This window comes from Candidatus Venteria ishoeyi, from assembly GCF_030378065.1.
Taxonomy (GTDB): Bacteria; Pseudomonadota; Gammaproteobacteria; order Beggiatoales; family Beggiatoaceae; genus Venteria; species Venteria ishoeyi.
Genome location: NZ_JAUCGJ010000013.1, coordinates 1 through 17,468 on the forward strand (window position 1 = coordinate 1; position 17,468 = coordinate 17,468).

The 17,468-nt window shown below is 44.0% G+C and carries 15 protein-coding genes; 11 read left to right on the plus strand and 4 right to left on the minus strand.

Annotated elements, in window-relative coordinates:
- Positions 1 to 329 precede the first annotated feature (329 nt).
- Entirely contained in the window at positions 330 to 1,613 is a 1,284-nt protein-coding gene (locus QUF61_RS05910) for an aspartate aminotransferase type Ic (protein WP_289680926.1), read from the plus strand.
- Positions 1,614 to 1,662: 49 nt separating this feature from the next.
- On the opposite strand, the gene QUF61_RS05915 is transcribed toward QUF61_RS05910, so the two are convergent.
- Together QUF61_RS05915 and QUF61_RS05920 are read right to left on the minus strand one after the other, a co-directional pair.
- Positions 1,663 to 2,745, minus strand: coding sequence for an AI-2E family transporter (locus QUF61_RS05915; protein ID WP_286019424.1), 1,083 nt, complete (start codon positions 2,743 to 2,745; stop codon positions 1,663 to 1,665).
- Positions 2,746 to 2,809: 64 nt separating this feature from the next.
- The gene (locus tag QUF61_RS05920; protein ID WP_289680927.1) at positions 2,810 to 5,677 is read right to left on the minus strand and encodes a glycosyltransferase; all 2,868 of its coding nucleotides are present in this window, start codon (positions 5,675 to 5,677) and stop codon (positions 2,810 to 2,812) included.
- A 95-nt stretch (positions 5,678 to 5,772) separates the two neighbouring features.
- Here QUF61_RS05920 and QUF61_RS05925 point away from each other — a divergent pair, with 95 nt between their 5' ends.
- The 5 genes from QUF61_RS05925 (at position 5,773) to QUF61_RS05945 (ending at position 11,187) form a co-directional block, all read left to right on the plus strand.
- Positions 5,773 to 8,148: a PAS domain S-box protein gene (locus QUF61_RS05925; RefSeq protein WP_289680928.1), complete on the plus strand. Its 2,376-nt coding sequence runs from the start codon at positions 5,773 to 5,775 to the stop codon at positions 8,146 to 8,148.
- Positions 8,149 to 8,177: 29 nt separating this feature from the next.
- Positions 8,178 to 8,792: a response regulator gene (locus QUF61_RS05930; protein ID WP_289680929.1), complete on the plus strand. Its 615-nt coding sequence runs from the start codon at positions 8,178 to 8,180 to the stop codon at positions 8,790 to 8,792.
- A 14-nt stretch (positions 8,793 to 8,806) separates the two neighbouring features.
- On the plus strand, positions 8,807 to 9,997 hold the full coding sequence (locus tag QUF61_RS05935; RefSeq protein ID WP_289680930.1) for a hybrid sensor histidine kinase/response regulator: 1,191 nt from the start codon (positions 8,807 to 8,809) through the stop codon (positions 9,995 to 9,997).
- Between the two features lie 11 nt (positions 9,998 to 10,008).
- Positions 10,009 to 10,167, plus strand: coding sequence for a hypothetical protein (locus tag QUF61_RS05940; protein WP_289680932.1), 159 nt, complete (start codon positions 10,009 to 10,011; stop codon positions 10,165 to 10,167).
- A gap of 78 nt (positions 10,168 to 10,245) precedes the next feature.
- Positions 10,246 to 11,187 (plus strand): DUF368 domain-containing protein, encoded by a 942-nt coding sequence (locus QUF61_RS05945; RefSeq protein WP_289680933.1) that lies wholly within the window; start codon positions 10,246 to 10,248, stop codon positions 11,185 to 11,187.
- Here QUF61_RS05945 and QUF61_RS05950 read toward each other — a convergent pair.
- Positions 11,145 to 11,636 (minus strand): DUF302 domain-containing protein, encoded by a 492-nt coding sequence (locus tag QUF61_RS05950; RefSeq protein WP_103920856.1) that lies wholly within the window; start codon positions 11,634 to 11,636, stop codon positions 11,145 to 11,147. The two genes, QUF61_RS05945 and QUF61_RS05950, sit on opposite strands and share 43 nt — an antisense overlap.
- Before the next feature lie 92 nt (positions 11,637 to 11,728).
- The gene (locus QUF61_RS05955; RefSeq protein WP_103920855.1) at positions 11,729 to 12,040 is read right to left on the minus strand and encodes a SoxXA-binding protein; all 312 of its coding nucleotides are present in this window, start codon (positions 12,038 to 12,040) and stop codon (positions 11,729 to 11,731) included.
- Between the two features lie 181 nt (positions 12,041 to 12,221).
- Here QUF61_RS05955 and guaB point away from each other — a divergent pair, with 181 nt between their 5' ends.
- The 5 genes from guaB to QUF61_RS05980 all read left to right on the plus strand — a co-directional run bounded on the left by guaB (position 12,222) and on the right by QUF61_RS05980 (position 17,461).
- A complete protein-coding gene (guaB, locus tag QUF61_RS05960; protein ID WP_103920854.1) occupies positions 12,222 to 13,685 on the plus strand; it encodes an IMP dehydrogenase in 1,464 nt (487 codons plus the stop codon).
- A 12-nt stretch (positions 13,686 to 13,697) separates the two neighbouring features.
- Positions 13,698 to 14,984 (plus strand): HlyD family type I secretion periplasmic adaptor subunit, encoded by a 1,287-nt coding sequence (locus QUF61_RS05965; protein WP_289680936.1) that lies wholly within the window; start codon positions 13,698 to 13,700, stop codon positions 14,982 to 14,984.
- Positions 14,985 to 15,081: 97 nt separating this feature from the next.
- Complete coding sequence (locus tag QUF61_RS05970; RefSeq protein ID WP_289680937.1) at positions 15,082 to 16,416, plus strand: AAA family ATPase; 1,335 nt, start codon at positions 15,082 to 15,084, stop codon at positions 16,414 to 16,416.
- A 1-nt stretch (position 16,417) separates the two neighbouring features.
- Entirely contained in the window at positions 16,418 to 17,119 is a 702-nt protein-coding gene (locus tag QUF61_RS05975) for a retron system putative HNH endonuclease (protein ID WP_289680938.1), read from the plus strand.
- Between the two features lie 18 nt (positions 17,120 to 17,137).
- Positions 17,138 to 17,461: a Rieske (2Fe-2S) protein gene (locus QUF61_RS05980; RefSeq protein ID WP_103919470.1), complete on the plus strand. Its 324-nt coding sequence runs from the start codon at positions 17,138 to 17,140 to the stop codon at positions 17,459 to 17,461.
- The last annotated feature ends 7 nt before the right edge of the window (positions 17,462 to 17,468 follow it).

A 17,468-nucleotide genomic window follows, 5' to 3' on the forward strand; every position in this document is an offset into this window, starting at 1 on the left:
AAGCCAAACATAGCTCTCATGAGGCGTTCGTTTTTCTGTATTCTGTCAAGATTCAACATTTTTTTGGCTCTGTGGATGACTCAAATTACAAGTTTGTATGTTTTTGTCTTATTTGGCAACATCTCTATTTTAAGTTTTACCGTTAAACATTAGAGATAAATCTGTTCGCCTGAAAGGCGAAGGTTTTAACCTTGTGCATGGAAAATTAAATACTTAATACAATATGGAAGCAATTTTCAGTATCTTTAACAGTCAATGAAGCTTGCATTGAATTCAGGTAAAATAAGCCACTTTCCCAGCTTCTTTTTTTATCAGGATGCGTTTTTATCATGGCACACTTAAGTATTGAACAACTAAGCGAACAAGAACGGCAGCTTTCAGCGCGTTATCAGGGCTTTTTACAAGCCGGTTTAAATCTGGATTTAACCCGTGGCAAGCCCAGTACCGAGCAACTGGCTCTTTCTGATGCTTTAGACGGTATTTTGGCGGGCAATTATAAAACCCGTGACGGTGTGGATGTACGCAATTATGGCGGCATAAACGGTATTCCTGAAGCGCGTGAGCTTGGCGCAGCCTTACTGGGTGTCAGCTCTGAGCAAACTTTGGTGGGTGGCAACAGCAGCCTGACCTTAATGTATCAGTATATGATGTTTTGTATGTACATTGGTATACAGGGCGAAAACAGCGCCTGGTTTATTGAAGCCGCAGGCAAACCGGTTAAATTTTTATGCGTGGTACCCGGTTATGACAGGCATTTTACGATTTGTGAATCCCTGAACATAGAAATGATTAATATTGATATGACTGCAAGCGGCCCGGATATGGCGCAGGTTGAGGCTTTAGTTAAAGCCGACAATAATATCAAGGGCATCTGGTGCGTACCGAAATATTCCAACCCCAGTGGCGAGTGTTATTCAAAAGCAACTGTGCAACGCTTGGCGCAGCTTGGCAATATCGCGGGTAAAAATTTCCGTATTATGTGGGATAACGCTTATGCAGTGCATGATCTGGATACAGTGCTCGATTTAGCCAATATTATGGATGCCTGTCAGCAAGCGGGTATGACAGACAGCGTATTTATTACCGGCTCTACTTCAAAAATCACCTTTGCCGGAGCTGGTGTTAGTTTTGCCGGTAGTTCAGTTGATAATCTCAAGCATTTTAAAAACTGGTTGAGTGCGCAAACCATAGGCCCGGATAAGGTCAATCAATTGCGTCATGTGCGTTTTTTGAAAAATCATGCGGGTCTGCTGGCGCATATGGAAAAACATGCGCTGATTTTAAAACCTAAATTTGATCGGGTGCAGGAACATTTAACAGCGGCTTTAGAGGGGCAGGGTGTTGGGAATTGGACAATACCTCAGGGTGGTTATTTTGTGTCTTTTAATACCTTGCCGGGTCTGGCAAAAGAAGTGGTGCGTCTGACGGGAGAAGCGGGGGTCAAGCTGACACCCGCAGGCGCAACATTTCCTTATCAAACAGACCCCCAGGATTGTAATATTCGTATCGCGCCCAGTTTCCCCAGTCTGGAGGAAATTGATCAGGCAATGCCGGTGTTTATCACTTGCGTGCAATTAGCCAGTGTGCGCCAGCAGATAGCACAAAATAGCTAATTAAAAACCTGGAAGGTTTAAGCGGACAGTGCTGGTTTTATGCCGGAACTCATTGCTGGTTTTCAGCCTGCTTTGCCTTGCGCGCCAACAAAGCCGCATGAGCGGCTTTTTCTGTATCCATCAGAATTGCAATCCAGCGGGTTTCTGGGTAGGATTCCAGCACGATTTTGACCGTCATGGTGAGTGGCAAAGACAGTAACATGCCAACCGGCCCCAATACCCAACCCCAGAATAACAAGGACAGTAAGACCACCAGCGTTGACAAGCCCAGTCCCCGCCCCATCAAGCGGGGTTCGATAAAATTCCCCCAGAAGGTGTTAATAAATAAATAACCGATGGCGGTATAAAGACCGCTGACTGGGCCGAGCTGTAACAAAGCCAGCACCACGGCGGGAACGGCGGCAATCAAAGATCCGATATTAGGTACATAGTTCAGAAAAAACGATAAAGTTGCCCAAAGCAAAGGGTAATCCACACCCAGCAGCGTTAATAATAACCAAACACAAAAACCTGTGGCAAGACTGATAAGTGTTTTCAGCATGATATAGCGGTTGATGTTTTCCGCCACTTTTTCAAAATGTTTTTTGCTTCTTTCCGGTGTTTTTAAAATCACATCCAGTTTCAGCGGCACATGTACCGCTTCCTGTAACATGAAAATTACCAGCAATAAAATTAAAAATGCTTCCGACAGGATGTTGCCCACACCGCCAATAGTGCGGGTGGTAAATTCAATAATGGTGGTGGAGTTGAAATACTGGGAAAACAAATTGGGTGAGACTTCAATGTTATGTTTTAAAAACCAGCTTTGCAGATTATCTTCCCAGGTATTAAAACGCGCCTGATAACCGGGCAGAGATTGCTGGAAATCGGTGAGCGCAGTCGTCAGTAGAGAAACTAAAAACATTTGCAGAATAATCAGGATGGTGATGACCAGTAGCATTGATACGCCACCGGAAATCTGCCGCTGCTGCAACCAGACCAGCATCGGGGCGATGATGATGGTGAGAAAAATTGCCAGTAATAAGGGCACCAGCAACACTTGCGCGGCTTTCATGCCTGCAACGAGAATGACAAAAGCGGCGCTTAACAGTAAAAATCTGCCACTGATACCGATAGGGTGCATTTGATTCATGATATTCTCTTTTAAAGATCTTCCAGGTTTTTAAAACCTGAAAGATCTATTTATCTGTATATTTCTAAATCTTTATTAGTAAAAGATTTTCCAGTTGTTGTTTTACCGCAGTCTCACCATAATGCTGCTCAATATAGGCCTGACCTTTATCCGCCAATGCCTGCCATTGCTGGGCATTTTCATAAGCCTGGCACACGGCTTCAGCAAAGCTTGCCGTGTCATCGGCAATCAGTGCATTTTCACCATCTGTCAGACCCATGCCTTCTGCGCCAATTGACGTTGTCACCACGGGTAAACCCAAAGACATCGCCTGTCCCAGTTTGCCTTTCATGCCCGCACCATAACGCAGCGGAGAAACAAATAAACGTCGCTGATTAAACGCAGGTTCCACTTCATCCACCCAGCCGATGGTTTTTATGTATTCGCTGGCGAGGGCTTGCATATTGGTTTTCATATGACTACCCAGTAAATATAGCTTAATTCCCGGCAATTTTTTCTGAATCAAGGGGAACACTTCTTCAACAAAATAAAATACCGCATCTTCATTCGGTGCATGATCGTAATTGCCAATAAATACCAGGCCATCACGTTGTGCAAAACTTTGTGGGGGCAGTGTCGGGCGGGTGTGGATATTGGGCATCACGGCATATTGCAGCCAGGGTAAGTCTTTTTGCAGATGTTTACCATCTTCATCAGTGACGGTTAATACCAAATCAGAAATTTTACAATTATGCAGTTCTTTACGTTTGGTGATTTTGGCTTTGCGGGCAATTTCGACATCATTTTCAATCTCTGCCTGGCGCTGCTCACGGATATAGTGAATATCCACGGTATCGTAAAAAATCGTAGTTTCCGGTGACAGCAGGCGCACAAAGGGAATGTAACGAAAGCCGACTTCCACCCGTCCGATAAAGGCATAGTCATAAGTCAAATCATGCATCGCCTGTTGTATGGTGTAATCACCGTGATAGACGGCAATCCCCAGGTCTTCCAGTGCTTGTCGGTAACGCGGTGCGCTGTCGGCATTATCCGCCACAAAAGTGATGTGATAACCCAGTTTCACCCAGATTTTCAGCAGGGTATATAAACGCAGGGAAGCGGAATCCTGATCAAATTCCAGCAATGTGTCATTCACCACTAACACCGTTGGGCGTTGTGCGGGATTGATAAAATGACGGGGCTGGCTGAACGCACTTAAATGGGTCGGTAATTGCGCCTGCCAACGTCGGGAAAAAAGCTGCTGCTCGGCAAAAGTAACGGGGGGCGTGACAATGGCCTGAGCACGTTGGTAACTGAACTTGCTTTGATACAGACTGTGTTTGCCCTGCTGTTCAAATTGCATAAGCATGTCATTAAGCTGCATTAAGGGCTGGTCGTATTCTGACAATATTGACAAGTCAACCTGCACCAGAGCACTGCGGCGTAAACGTAGCAGTGTGCTGTGACAGGCATTTACCTTGCGTCTATAGTTATATTCAGGATGATCGACAGGCATACCTGCTGCCGGATATTTTAAGCCGCCATCGCGCACGGTAATCGCATAGGCCGCCTGAATACGTTGCTTTGCATCCAACTCGCAGGGTATCAACGCAGCAACCTGGGGATCGTGCCATAAATCGGCGGTTTGTTGTAAGAGATTGTTTTCCGGCAGGGCATGAACATCACATAAAAAAATGCTGTCAGCCGTGCTTGTCTTTGCTTCCTCAAGTAAAACCGGTAGCGCAGCCGTGTTTTTCACCACCCAGCCCTGGGCTTCACATTCGGCTTGCTGGCTTGCTGACAAGGCGGAACAAATCCACACTTGCGCGGTTTCTTGTTCAGCCTTTAGCCATTGCTCCCAACGATATAATAAGCTGCGTAACCTGCTGCCATCTTCTGCTAAAACCAGTCCGCTAACCAGCAATAAATGCTGTGCTGAAGTGGTGCTTAATACGTTGGAAAATTGATGGTTTTTGGGTGCAGCAGCAACTGTAGTTGATTCTAATGGCTCTGCGGATACCACTGCTTGTAACCAGGGTGATTTTTCCTGGCACCATACTGCCAGCGAAGCTTCAGGTCTGGCATCGGGGGAATCCAGTTCTATCCAGTAATTTTTACCCGCAGAATTGCTAATGGGTTCAAAACGAATCGGGTGAAATTGATTATCAAACACTTCCATGCCATCAAATTGCACTACGCGCACCACAGGGCCTGGTTTAACGTGATTGTATTCCCGGATAATCAGACGTAATTGACAAGAATTCACCCGCAGGCAGGTACCAAATAGTAAATCCAGACGATAAAAATCATTTTCCAGACAATATAAGGTGAAAGCCAGCACGGTTTTGGCATCGCTTAAAAAAAAGGGCTGTTTACCCAGTTTTGGGGTGTTTTCCATAAAACATGGCTTGTCTTCACTGCCTGCAATACTCATGAAATTGGGCTGTAATTCTGACAACGGATTGGGCGGTGGCAGGTGCTTGGTGTAATCTTCAGCCAGCATCAGCAGCCCTGAATTATGGGGCTTGCTCTGGTGGTTTTGGGTTTTGCCAAACAAAGCCTGTACTTGCTTTGCAATACTTTCCACCGCAGGCACATGGCGGCGCACTTGCGGCCAGCGTGATGCTTCCAGGCGCTCCATCAAACCGCGTAATTCGGCTTGTAAACGCTCATCACCCATTTGCAAGGCCTGTAAATCAGCAGTTTCATCAGCGTGTTCTGAATGGCTGCCCTGTTGCCGCACCCATGCAAGTAAACGTAAATAATCCTCTCGACAATCACCCTCACCGGCTAAGGCATAAGCGATAGGCTGCGCAATCAAAGCCCGTTCAAACGCGGGTTTGTTCATACCTGCGGCAAGTTGCTGGCTTAATTCATGCAACCTGTCACGTAATGCGGTATTTTCTGCTTGTAAAGATTGCAGTAATTTTTGTGTATCAGGTAAATCAGACATTTTTAAGAAATTCCGGGAAATAAAAATTCTTGAATTATAGCAAGCGTATAATAAAAGATTCAGATTCAAGCGCAAAAAAACAGGATATAAAAACCATGAGCATTGCGCCTTTGCAACTTCTGGTAATTGAGGATAACGAAGATGACTTTTTTCTGCTTCAAGATGCTTTAGATACCGCCTTCGATAAAGAAAATATCACAGTTGAGGCACGGCGTATTGATTGTGCAGCAGCTATGGAAGCAGCACTGCTTGAGCAGAGTTGGGATGTTATTATCAGTGATGTCTGCCTGCCAGATTTCAGCGCACAAGCAGCACTGGAAATTTATCAGGCGCAGCAGTTGGATATTCCTTTTATTATCATATCAGGGGTGATCCGTGAAGAGGATTCGGTCAGTTTACTGAAAGCTGGCGCACATGATTTTATCAGTAAAGAAAATTTTGCGCGCTTGGTGCCTGCCATTTTGCGGGAATTGGGCGATACCGCAGAACGTCACCAACATCAACAAGTTAAAATTGCGTTTCATAAAGATGAAGAAATACTGGAGCAGATTTTTGCAACCACTAATTTTCTGCTGGCGTACATGGATAAGTCCTTTAATTTTATCCGGGTGAATCGCGCGTATGCCGTGGCAGGAAAAAAGCAGGCTGAAGATTTTATTGGGAAAAATCATTTTCAACTCTATCCCAATCAAGAAAATGAAAAGATATTCCAAAGGGTTGTTGATACCGGAAAACCTTATTTTGTACAGGCAAAACCTTTTGAACATCCCGAACAAATAGAGCGTAACACCACCTATTGGGATTGGAGTTTAACGCCAGTGACTAATGCTCTGGGAGAAACTACTGGCGTTCTGCTTTCAGTGGTTGATGTGACTGATCGCATCCAGGCCCAGATTCATGCCGCACGTCTGGCAACAGTGGTGGAACAAGCACCCGTGAGTATTGTAATAACAGATACTGATGCGAATATTATTTACACGAATCCTTATTTTGAAAAAAATACCGGCTATTCTGCACAAGAAGTATTGGGAAAAAATCCCCGCATGTTGCAAAGTGGTGAACACAAATCAGATTTTTATGAAAATATGTGGGTGCAACTGACACAGGGGAAAACCTGGTTTGGGCATTTAATCAATCAGCGTAAAAACCATCAGCACTATTATGAAGCGGCATCGATATTCCCCATTAAAGATCAGGCTGGCAAAATTGTTAATTATGCCGCCGTAAAACGTGACATCAGCGCACAAATACAAGCAGAAAAAGAATTAAAACAGCACAAGAATAACCTGGAAGAACTGGTTACCGCCAGAACCAGTAAGTTGCAACAACTGGAGCAGGAACTTAAACAAATTTTTGAGCTATCTATTGATATGATCTGCATTGCCAGTATGGATGGTTATTTTCTTAAGCTTAATCCGGCATTTGAGGACATTCTGGGTTACAGCAAAAATGAATTACAAGCACAATCATTTTTTGCTTTTATTCATCCTGAAGATCGTCAAAAAACAAAAAAGATGATTCAAACCCAGTTGGGCAAAGGTATTCAAGTATTACATTTTGAAAACCGTTACCGTTATAAAACGGGTGGATATTGCTGGCTGGAGTGGAATTTTCACCCGGAACCTCAAGAACAAAGAATTTATGCGGTGGCGCGTGATATCAGCAAACGCCGACACATTGAACAACAACTCTTGCAGGCGAAAGAGGCCGCAGAAGCAGCAAACCGGGCCAAGAGTATTTTTCTGGCGAATATGTCACATGAATTGCGCACCCCCTTAAATGCCATCCTGGGCTTCTCACAGTTAATGACACATGCGCCTGAAGTCACATTAAAGCAACAAGAACAACTCAATACCATTAATCGCGCCGGTGAGCACCTGTTGACAATGATTAATGATGTGCTGGACTTATCTAAAATTGAAGCAGGCAAGACCGAGTTGCATCTGGAAAATTTTGATCTGCATAAAATGCTTAAAAATCTGCTTGAGATGTTTATGTTTCGGGCGCAAACTCAAGGACTGAGTTTGGAGGTGGAGATTGATGACAGTGTGCTTTGTTATATTCAGACTGATCCCGGTAAATTACGCCAGATCATCACCAATTTACTGGGTAATGCGCTTAAATTCACCAAAAAAGGGGGCATCACCTTACGCGCAGATTGTCGCCTTGATTCCGATCAGAAACTGTGGTTGCATATTGATGTCGAAGATACGGGGGTGGGTATTGAAGCGAATCAGTTACAGGCAATATTTAGCCCTTTTGTTCAGGCGTATTCGATACTTCAGATGGAGCAAAAAGGAACCGGGCTGGGGTTGGCTATTTCGCGTTCATTCATTGAATTAATGGGGGGCAGTATCCATGCACAAAGCACACCCGGAAAGGGTACTTTATTTCATTTCAAAATTCCGATAAAAAAATCAGCAGGCCCGCGCCTGTTGACAAAACTCAACAACTGGAAATCACCGGGTTAGATGCCAGGCAGCCAAAATGGCGGATTTTAGTGGTTGATGATGATGCCGTAAATCGCAGTTTATTGCAGGAACTTTTAGAACAGAAAGGGTTTAGCGTTTATAGTGCCGAAGATGGTTTTACAGCAATCAGTGCTTTTCAAAAGTGGTCGCCACATTTATTGTTATTGGATATGCGGATGCCGCTGATGGATGGTTATCAGGCTGCACGTAAAATCCGTGAACTGCCGGGTGGTAAAGCGGTTAAAATTATTGCCGTAACAGCCAATGTATTTAAAACGCAACGTGATAAAATTCTTGCTGCCGGATGTGATGACGTTCTTAAAAAACCTTATCATTTTAATGAATTATTTAAACATCTGGAGGACGCTCTGGGGGTGCGTTATACTTTTGCAGAAAAACAGCAGGAAATATCAACTGCAACACAGCTTTATTTACAGGCAGAAGACTTGACAGCACTGCCAGAAATACTGGTAAATGACTTATATGAAGCCACATTATCTCTGGATGAAGAAGCGATAGCACAAATTAATATTCAGATTCAGCAACAACACCCTGCCGTTGCAAAAGCAATTCAGGCACTGGTCAGTGAATACCATTATGAGCGTTTGCTGGAACTCTGTGAGCAAGCACTCAATATAGAATAATTAAGGAATCAGCAATGCCTGACAGTATTATGATTGTAGATGATAACCCCGATAATTTAGCCGTTTTAAAAGGCGTATTAAGCAACCACGGTTATCAGGTGCGTCCTACTAACAGCGGAAAAATGGTACTGAAATCATTACAACACCGCATGGTTGATTTGATTTTATTAGACATCCGTATGCCTGAAATGGACGGCTATGAGGTGTGCAGACAATTAAAAGAGAATCCGGAAACTCAGGAAATTCCGGTTATTTTTATCAGCGCCTTAGATGATCCCAGAGATAAGATTAAAGCCTTTGAAACCGGTGCGGTGGACTATGTTTCCAAACCATTTAATGAAATGGAAGTGCTGGCCCGGGTTTCCACCCATTTACAATTGCATCATTTACAGCAGGACTTAGCCCGCCAAAATGAAGTGCTTGAAGAATTGGTTGCCAAAAGAACAGAAAAGTTAAAGCAGAGTAATACCGCGTTAAGTGAATCAAACGCGGCTCTAGAAAAAGCCTTGCAGGTTAAAAATGAATTTCTGATGCTGATGAGCCATGAATTTCGTACCCCCCTCAATGGTATTCTTGGTATGACCAGCTTTCTGAAAAATACCTCAGATGAAACCCAACGGGAGAATATTGAAATCATTGATTCCAGCGGTTGGCGTTTATTAAAGCTGGTTGATAATATATTAGAAACCACCAAGCAAGGGACGATGGACAGTGCAACAAAAGTTCAACTGCATCAGGCAATTGATATCCGCCATTTGTGTGATGAAAGCCTGCAAACGATTGCACAATTAGCACTGAAAAAGCATATCACTGTACATTTAAACCCCAAATATCTGAAATTGCTGGAAATTCCAATGAACACATCACGCCTGCGTCAGGTTATTGGTAATTTATTGGATAATGCGGTGAATTTTAGTCCTGAGCATAGTCAGATTGGTATTGACATTCAATATGCGCAGGATTCTCAGCAACTCTTTATTGATGTTTGGGATAGCGCTGAAACTATTCCCAATGAGGAGCAACACAGAATTTTTGATCCCTTTGTGCAGTTATGCCCAATTACCACACGTTCACATGAAGGCCCAGGTTTAGGTTTAACTTTGGCACGTAATCTGGTTGAATTGCATGGGGGACAGATTCAGGTGACGGAGCGGGAAGAGCAGGGGAATATTTTTGAAGTCAGCCTGCCTGCCAAACCCATATAAGGAATTCGCTTTTGGCTTCTTTCAGCCGCTACGCGGCTGAAAACCGCCAGAAGCTCATGCTGGTTTTTGATAGATATGGGGTTGAATTTGGCTTTCAGCTTTTTCACAAACACTACGCAAGTGAAAATTGCGGCAATAGTGCTTGGTATAATCGTGGCAATAAATACTAATGTCACGGCACTGTTACCGTACACTGGCAGCGATAAACATAACAATATATCCATCCAAAATCAGAATAGAGAATACATATGTCAATATTGAAGTTTATGCAACAACGTCTGGATTTAGTCTGGAAAGGCTTTTTTATGGGGGCGGCGGATGTGGTGCCGGGTGTCAGTGGCGGGACGATGGCGCTGGTGCTGGGTATTTATGAACGCTGGCTGGCGGCAATTCGCTCATTTGACCGGGTTTGGCTACAACATATTATGCATTTTAATATGCAAGGCGCTTTGTTTCATCCGCAATGGGCTTTTTTACTGCCCTTAGTGCTGGGTATTTTTGCTGCGCTGATGTTTTTCACCCGGGTCATTCCTTTGCCAGAGTGGCTGCACACACATCCTGAAGCGGTGTATGGGTTATTTTTTGGATTGATAGTGGGTTCTATTATCACCTTGTTGCGGGATTTACAGGTTGAAAAAAATAGTTATTGGCTGTTCTGGCCGTTGGGCGCGGTGCTGGGTTGGTTTGTCGTGACCAGCGTACCAATGAGTACGCCGGATACCAGCTGGTTTATTTTTATTAGTGGTTTTCTTGCTATCAGCGCCATGTTGCTACCCGGTATTTCAGGCTCTTTTATTCTGCTCATTTTGAAAAAATATGACACCATACTCAATGGTCTGGGGCATTTTAATCTCTGGATTATTGTACCTTTTGCCTTTGGCGCAGCCACGGGACTGGTGATTTTCAGCCGCGTGCTGGGTTGGTTACTGGGGCATTATCATACTCAGGCACTGCTCAGTATTATCGGTGTGCTGACGGCTTCCTTGTGGGTGATCTGGCCTTTTCAGGAACGCACTTACGCGCTGATACACAACAAGGAAAAGCTCATCAGCACCACGCCCTACTTCCCCAAAACGCTTGACAGTACCTTGGTGTTATCTATGGATTTGATGATCGTAGGTTTATTGGTGGTGGTGCTGTTACACCATTATTCATCCAAACCTTCTACCACAATGGCATCCAGCCATTGATTAATTTTTTGGTTTAACGCGGCTTTTGCCTTGTCATCATCGCCTTGCAAATAAATCTTTCTGACTGAAACATACACCTGCTCTGGTGAATCGGCCTTGCTGTAAATATTAATGGTAAATGGGCAAACCGCAGCATTGGCCGGATCTAACTGCACCATGCGATGTGACATTAAAGCACTGCAAAACTCAATGGATTCGGCATGATGAAATACATTGTTAAAACCCAGGTCTTTTGCCGTGCGCTGCATCATTTCTGCAATATGTAAATAACCACTGACTTTCAACCCTTGGTTGGTAATGGCCATAACCATATTTTCTTTCACCATCTCAAACTCATCTGCCGCTTTGTAAGTAACCAAAGCATCAGTCTCACTGATTTTTTCAGCACAAACAGTCGTTGAAAAAAAACCAGATGATAAGACCAGGCAGGCAGAAAGTATTTTTAACATAAGATATGTCCTTTGGTGTTATAAGCTGAATTTCCTGACCCTAACGGATAACACCCCTTCAAGGGGGTTATCCATAAAATGACTCAGGTTTATTAAAAACGTGGCCCCGCATTCTTTTGTTGTTCCGCCTGTTGAATTGCCATTTTAGACTGGAGGATGGCTTTTTTAGCTAACTTAATCGCTGTCGCCTGATCACCGTCAGCCGCTGCTTTTTTTGCTTTTTTAATCACTTTTGCGGTATCACGCCATTGATATTCAACGGCGGCTGCTTGCTTGGTTACCGCCTCCGCTTCTGCAATGAGGGCTTCTGCCGAAGCACCTGCATTGGCGTTGCTGATACTGGGCGCGGAAGCACAACCAAATAAGAATAAACAAGTGATCAGATAACCAGATAATTTTTTCATAAGACCCTCCTTCGGGTATCAATAATCAAGAAAAATAGTGTATCATATAATGTTTTTTTATTAATGCAGCCAGAGGCAAAAACCACCGATAACGCTATCAGCAAGTCAAGATTCAAATAGGATCAAGGCATGCCTCTCCTCCCTGCACCGATTAACATTTATCATAACAGGATTTGCCTTTATGCGTATCGTACAAGAAGCCCTCACTTTTGACGATGTATTACTGTTACCCGCCTATTCCAATGTATTACCTAAACAAGTGACATTGAATACCCAGTTAACGCGGGACATACAATTAAATATCCCCTTGCTGTCAGCAGCGATGGATACCGTTACAGAAGCGCAGCTGGCAATTACCCTGGCGCAAGAAGGTGGTATTGGCATTATCCATAAAAATATGACCATTGCAGAGCAGGCCAGACAAGTGTTACAGGTGAAAAAATTTGAAAGCGGCGTAATTAGTGATCCGATTACCGTAACACCTGAAACCACCATCAGGGAAGTAATAGAACTGACCAGTACCCGCAGAATTTCCGGCGTACCGGTGGTGGAAAATAACAAACTCATGGGTATTGTCACTAACCGCGATTTGCGTTTTGAAACCGGTTTAGATAACCCGGTTAAGACCATCATGACCCAGCAGGACAAACTCATTACCGTCAAAGAAGGCGCGGAACGTGAAGAAGTTTTACATCTGCTGCATAAACACCGGATTGAAAAAATTCTGGTGGTCAGTGATGAATTTGAACTGCGCGGCCTGATTACTGTCAAAGATATTCAAAAAGCCACAGATTATCCGAATGCCTGTAAAGATGAACGCGAACGTTTACGAGTGGGTGCAGCCGTTGGCACGGGTGGAGATACCGATGAGCGTGTTGCCGCTTTGGTTGCCGCAGGCGTGGACGTATTGATTGTGGATACTGCACATGGACATTCCCAGGGCGTACTGGACGCAGTGCGCCGCACTAAACAAAATCATCCGCAGGTGCAGGTGATTGGGGGCAATATCGCCACAGGTGATGCGGCTAAGGCCCTGGTTGAAGCCGGTGCTGATGCGGTTAAAGTGGGCATCGGGCCGGGTTCTATCTGTACCACCCGTATCGTTGCAGGGGTTGGCGTGCCACAGATTTCAGCGATCAGTAATGTTGCTAAAGCCCTGGAAGGTACAGGTGTACCACTGATTGCTGATGGTGGTATTCGTTATTCCGGTGATATTGCCAAAGCGATGGTTGCTGGCGCGCATTCAGTGATGATAGGCAGCTTGTTTGCCGGTACCGAAGAAGCACCGGGTGACGTGGAGTTATTCCAGGGACGCTCTTATAAATCTTATCGCGGCATGGGTTCTCTGGGCGCAATGGCGCAGAAACAAGGCTCTAAAGACCGTTATTTTCAGGATACTGAAGATAAGGAAAAACTGGTGCCAGAAGGTATTGAAGGTCGCGTGCCTTATAAGGGCAGCGTATTAGGTGTGGTTCATCAATTGCTGGGTGGCGTACGCTCCAGCATGGGTTATACCGGCTGTGCCACGCTGGATGAAATGCGTACCCGTCCAGAATTTGTCCGCATCACCAATGCCGGATCGCGGGAAAGCCATGTACATGATGTGCAAATTACCAAAGAAGCCCCTAATTATCGGGTAGATTAAAGCTAAGGAAACATGCAAAAACCTGACTTTTTGCTGAATACCCGCACCCACTTTGCCAGTCATTTATTATTATGGCTGGTTTTTGGCTTCATGCTGATTGCAACAGTCTGGGCTTATTTTGCCGAGATTGATGAAGTCACGCGCGGTCAGGGGCGGGTAATTCCTTCGCGTCAGGTGCAACAGGTGCAGAATCTGGAAGGTGGTATTGTTGTTGAGTTAAAGGTCAGCGAAGGGGATATTGTCGAACAAGACCAGATTCTGCTGCGCATTGATGACACCCGCTTTGCCTCTTCTTATCAGGACAATAATCTGCAACGTCAGGTGTTACAGGCAAAAATCAAACGCCTGGAAGCAGAAACCCGGCAACAGCCATTAAAAATGCCCGAAACCTTACCAGCAGGCGAGAACTTCTGGGGTAATGAACAAGCCTTGTATTTTTCCCGGCAGCAGGAATTAAAAACGGCTATCAGTGTTTTTAAGCGTCAACTTGAACAAAAACAACAGGCCTTAAAAGAATTACAAGCCAAACAAGGTCAATTACAACGTAGTTATCAATTAGCCAATAAAGAATTAAAAATTACCCAGCCTTTAGTTAAACAAGGCATTATGTCGGAAGTGGAGTTATTGCGCCTGAAGCGTCAGGTGAATGACTTGCGCGGCGACATGAACAGTAATCAATTGACCATTCCACGCGCTAAAGCAGCAATTAATGAAGCCAAAGGTAAAATTGCAGCCCATCAAGCCACTTTCCTCTCCTCAGCATTTAACGAACTCAATGAGACCCAGGCCCAACTCTCACGCCTGCAAGCCAGCAAGGAAACCCTGACTGATCAGGTTACCCGCACCGCAGTACGCTCCCCCGTGCGCGGCACCATCAAAACCTTACATGTCAACACCATTGGCGGCGTGGTACAACCCGGCATGACGCTGGCGGAAATTGTGCCCTTGGAGGATAATTTGCTGATTGAAGCAGAAATCCGTCCTGCTGATATTGCCTTTTTACACCCCGGACAAAAAGCCATGGTCAAATTTACCGCTTATGATTTTGCAATTTTTGGTGGTTTACCGGCGCGTCTTGAATATATTGGCGCGGACACCATTCATAACGACAAGCAGGAAGCCGTGTTCCTGATTCGAGTACGCACGGAACATCATTATCTGGGCAGCAAGGAAAACAGTCTGCCGATTATTCCCGGCATGACCACATCGGTGGATATACTGACCGGGCGCAAGACCGTGCTGGATTATTTGTTAAAACCTTTTAACCGGATGCAGGAGCGGGCGTTGCGGGAGCGGTAAAGAATGGAAAAAAATAAAGATTCTATATTGATTTGTTTTAAAGGATGTTCAGTTTTATTGGGATACTATCCTTAATACTTTGGAACAGGAAAGATAAGTGAAAATTAATGATTTGCACCTTGAAAATTACCGTTGCTTTGATACCTTTAAGATAGATTTTCATCCTCAATTAACAGTGATTGCCGCAGAAAATGGGGGAGGAAAAACCGCTATTTTAGATGCAGTTACCGTTGCATTAGGTGTTTTTGTCGGTAATTTTGATGAAGGCAAAGGTAATGGTTTTGTCAATGATGATGTACAATTACGCAGAACTTCACAGACCCCCATCACAATGGAAGCGCAATATCCATTGAGCTTAGAGGCTAGTGGCGATATTGCAGGTACGCCCCAAACCTGGAAACGCACACTCAATGGTAAAAAATCAAAAACAACAATAAAAGATGCAGTTTGCTTAAAAACATATGCCAAAAAATTACAAGTACAGGTTAGAAACGGGGAAACCGTGACACTGCCTTTGTTAGCATATTATGGAACAGAGCGTTTATGGCGAAAAACCAAATTATCTAAAAATCGTAAGGCCAAACATTCAAGATCCAGAATGATGGGATATGATGAATGCCTCAATCCAGCCTCTAATTATCTTGTTTTTGCAGATTGGTTCGCGGCACTTGAACGTGCGGATTTTGAGCATAGACTGCAACAGGCTCAGGAAAAACAAACACCGACCCATTCTGAATTTCATCCTTTACTTCAAAGCATCAAACAAGCAGTAAATATCTGTCTGCGTATCAGTGGTTGGAAAAATTTACATTATCGCGCAGGTTTAGAAACTTTAGTGGTTGAACATGATGATTATGGAATCCTGCCTTTTGCGCAATTGAGTGATGGTATTCGTAATTTACTCGCCCTGGTAGGTGATATTGCCTATCGCGCAGCCCGTCTCAATGCCCATCTTAAAGCCAATGCTGCCTTGGAAACTATAGGCATTATTTTAATTGATGAAGTGGATTTACACTTGCATCCACGTTGGCAGCAAACGGTTTTACACGATTTAACAACGGCTTTTCCCTTATTGCAATTTATTGTTACCAGCCACAGCCCCCAAGTACTCAGCACGGTAAAAAAAGAACAGATTCGACTGCTAAATGCTGGTGAAGTACATGCGCAACAACCTGCTATCAACCCTTATGGGCGAGAAAGTCGAGAAGTTTTGGAAGATATTTTTCATGTCAATTCCAGAGCACCAAGAGATGTAATAGAAGAAACAGGTTTGCTCAATGATTATTTGAAACGGGTTGAAAGCGGTGATTATGACAGTCCACAAGTCAAGGAATGGCGCGAACTGTTAGAGCAAACATTTGGCGTAGGTGATATTCATTTGCAAATGGCTGATATGGTTATTCATCAATGGCAGGCAAAAAAGGTAAATTGATATGAAGTATTTAGCGCCAGCCAGTCATACCCCTTATCAATTAGAACAACGCCAACAACAAACTATTCCAGGTAATGAGCAAGAGGCAACATCTGCCTGGAAAAATTTTAGCTACAAGAAAAAAGTGGAAGATGCCTTATTACCACGCCAACAAGGACTTTGTGCCTATTGTGAAAACCGATTGGATAGCGATATGGGACAACATATTGAGCATGTTCAGCCAAAATCACGTTATCCAGAAAAAACCTTTGACTATGATAATTTAGTACTTTCTTGTCGCGACAGCGATGCCTTAAAAGGTGGTGTTGATATTTCAGATTCCAGTTGTGGGCACTATAAAGGCAGTCGCTACAATGCAGGAAAATTTATCAGCCCAATAGATGCCGATTGTGAACACTATTTTTTCTACTCCCTGACAGGTGAAATATTGGTCAGCGATAAGTCATCTACAGAGGAACAAGAAAAAGTAAATTATACCGTTAATGAACTACTGAATCTTAATTGCAGACGCTTAGTTCGCGAACGCGCAGATATATTATTGGAAGGTTTTCGTATTTTGCAGGATTTAAAGAATCAAGAAAATGATGAAGTCTTAAAATATTTTTTGGATTCTGAATTACAAAGCACCAATGGTAAATTACAATCCTATACCAGTATTCGAGAGCAACATCTCAAATCATATTATCCAGATGCAAAAAAATAAAAGACGGAGTCTAATCTCATGAAATGGTATCGCGTTGCACACGCTGATGAATGCCCTCCTGGCAAAATGTTACGGGTTGAAATTGCAGGTAAACGTATTTTGATTGCCCATGTAGAAGGTGTCTTTTATGCGCTGGATGATACCTGCACGCATGAGGATGCCTCCTTGTATACCGGCTGCTTAAAGGGTAAATCAGTGAAATGCCCCTTGCATGGCAGTTATTTCAGTCTGGCAACGGGACAGCCCAGTGAAGAACCGGCAGAGGAGCCATTGCAAACCTACGCTATCAAACAGGAAGGTGAAGCACTGTGGATTGAATCTATGCCGGAAAATGCCTCATAAGGCGAGT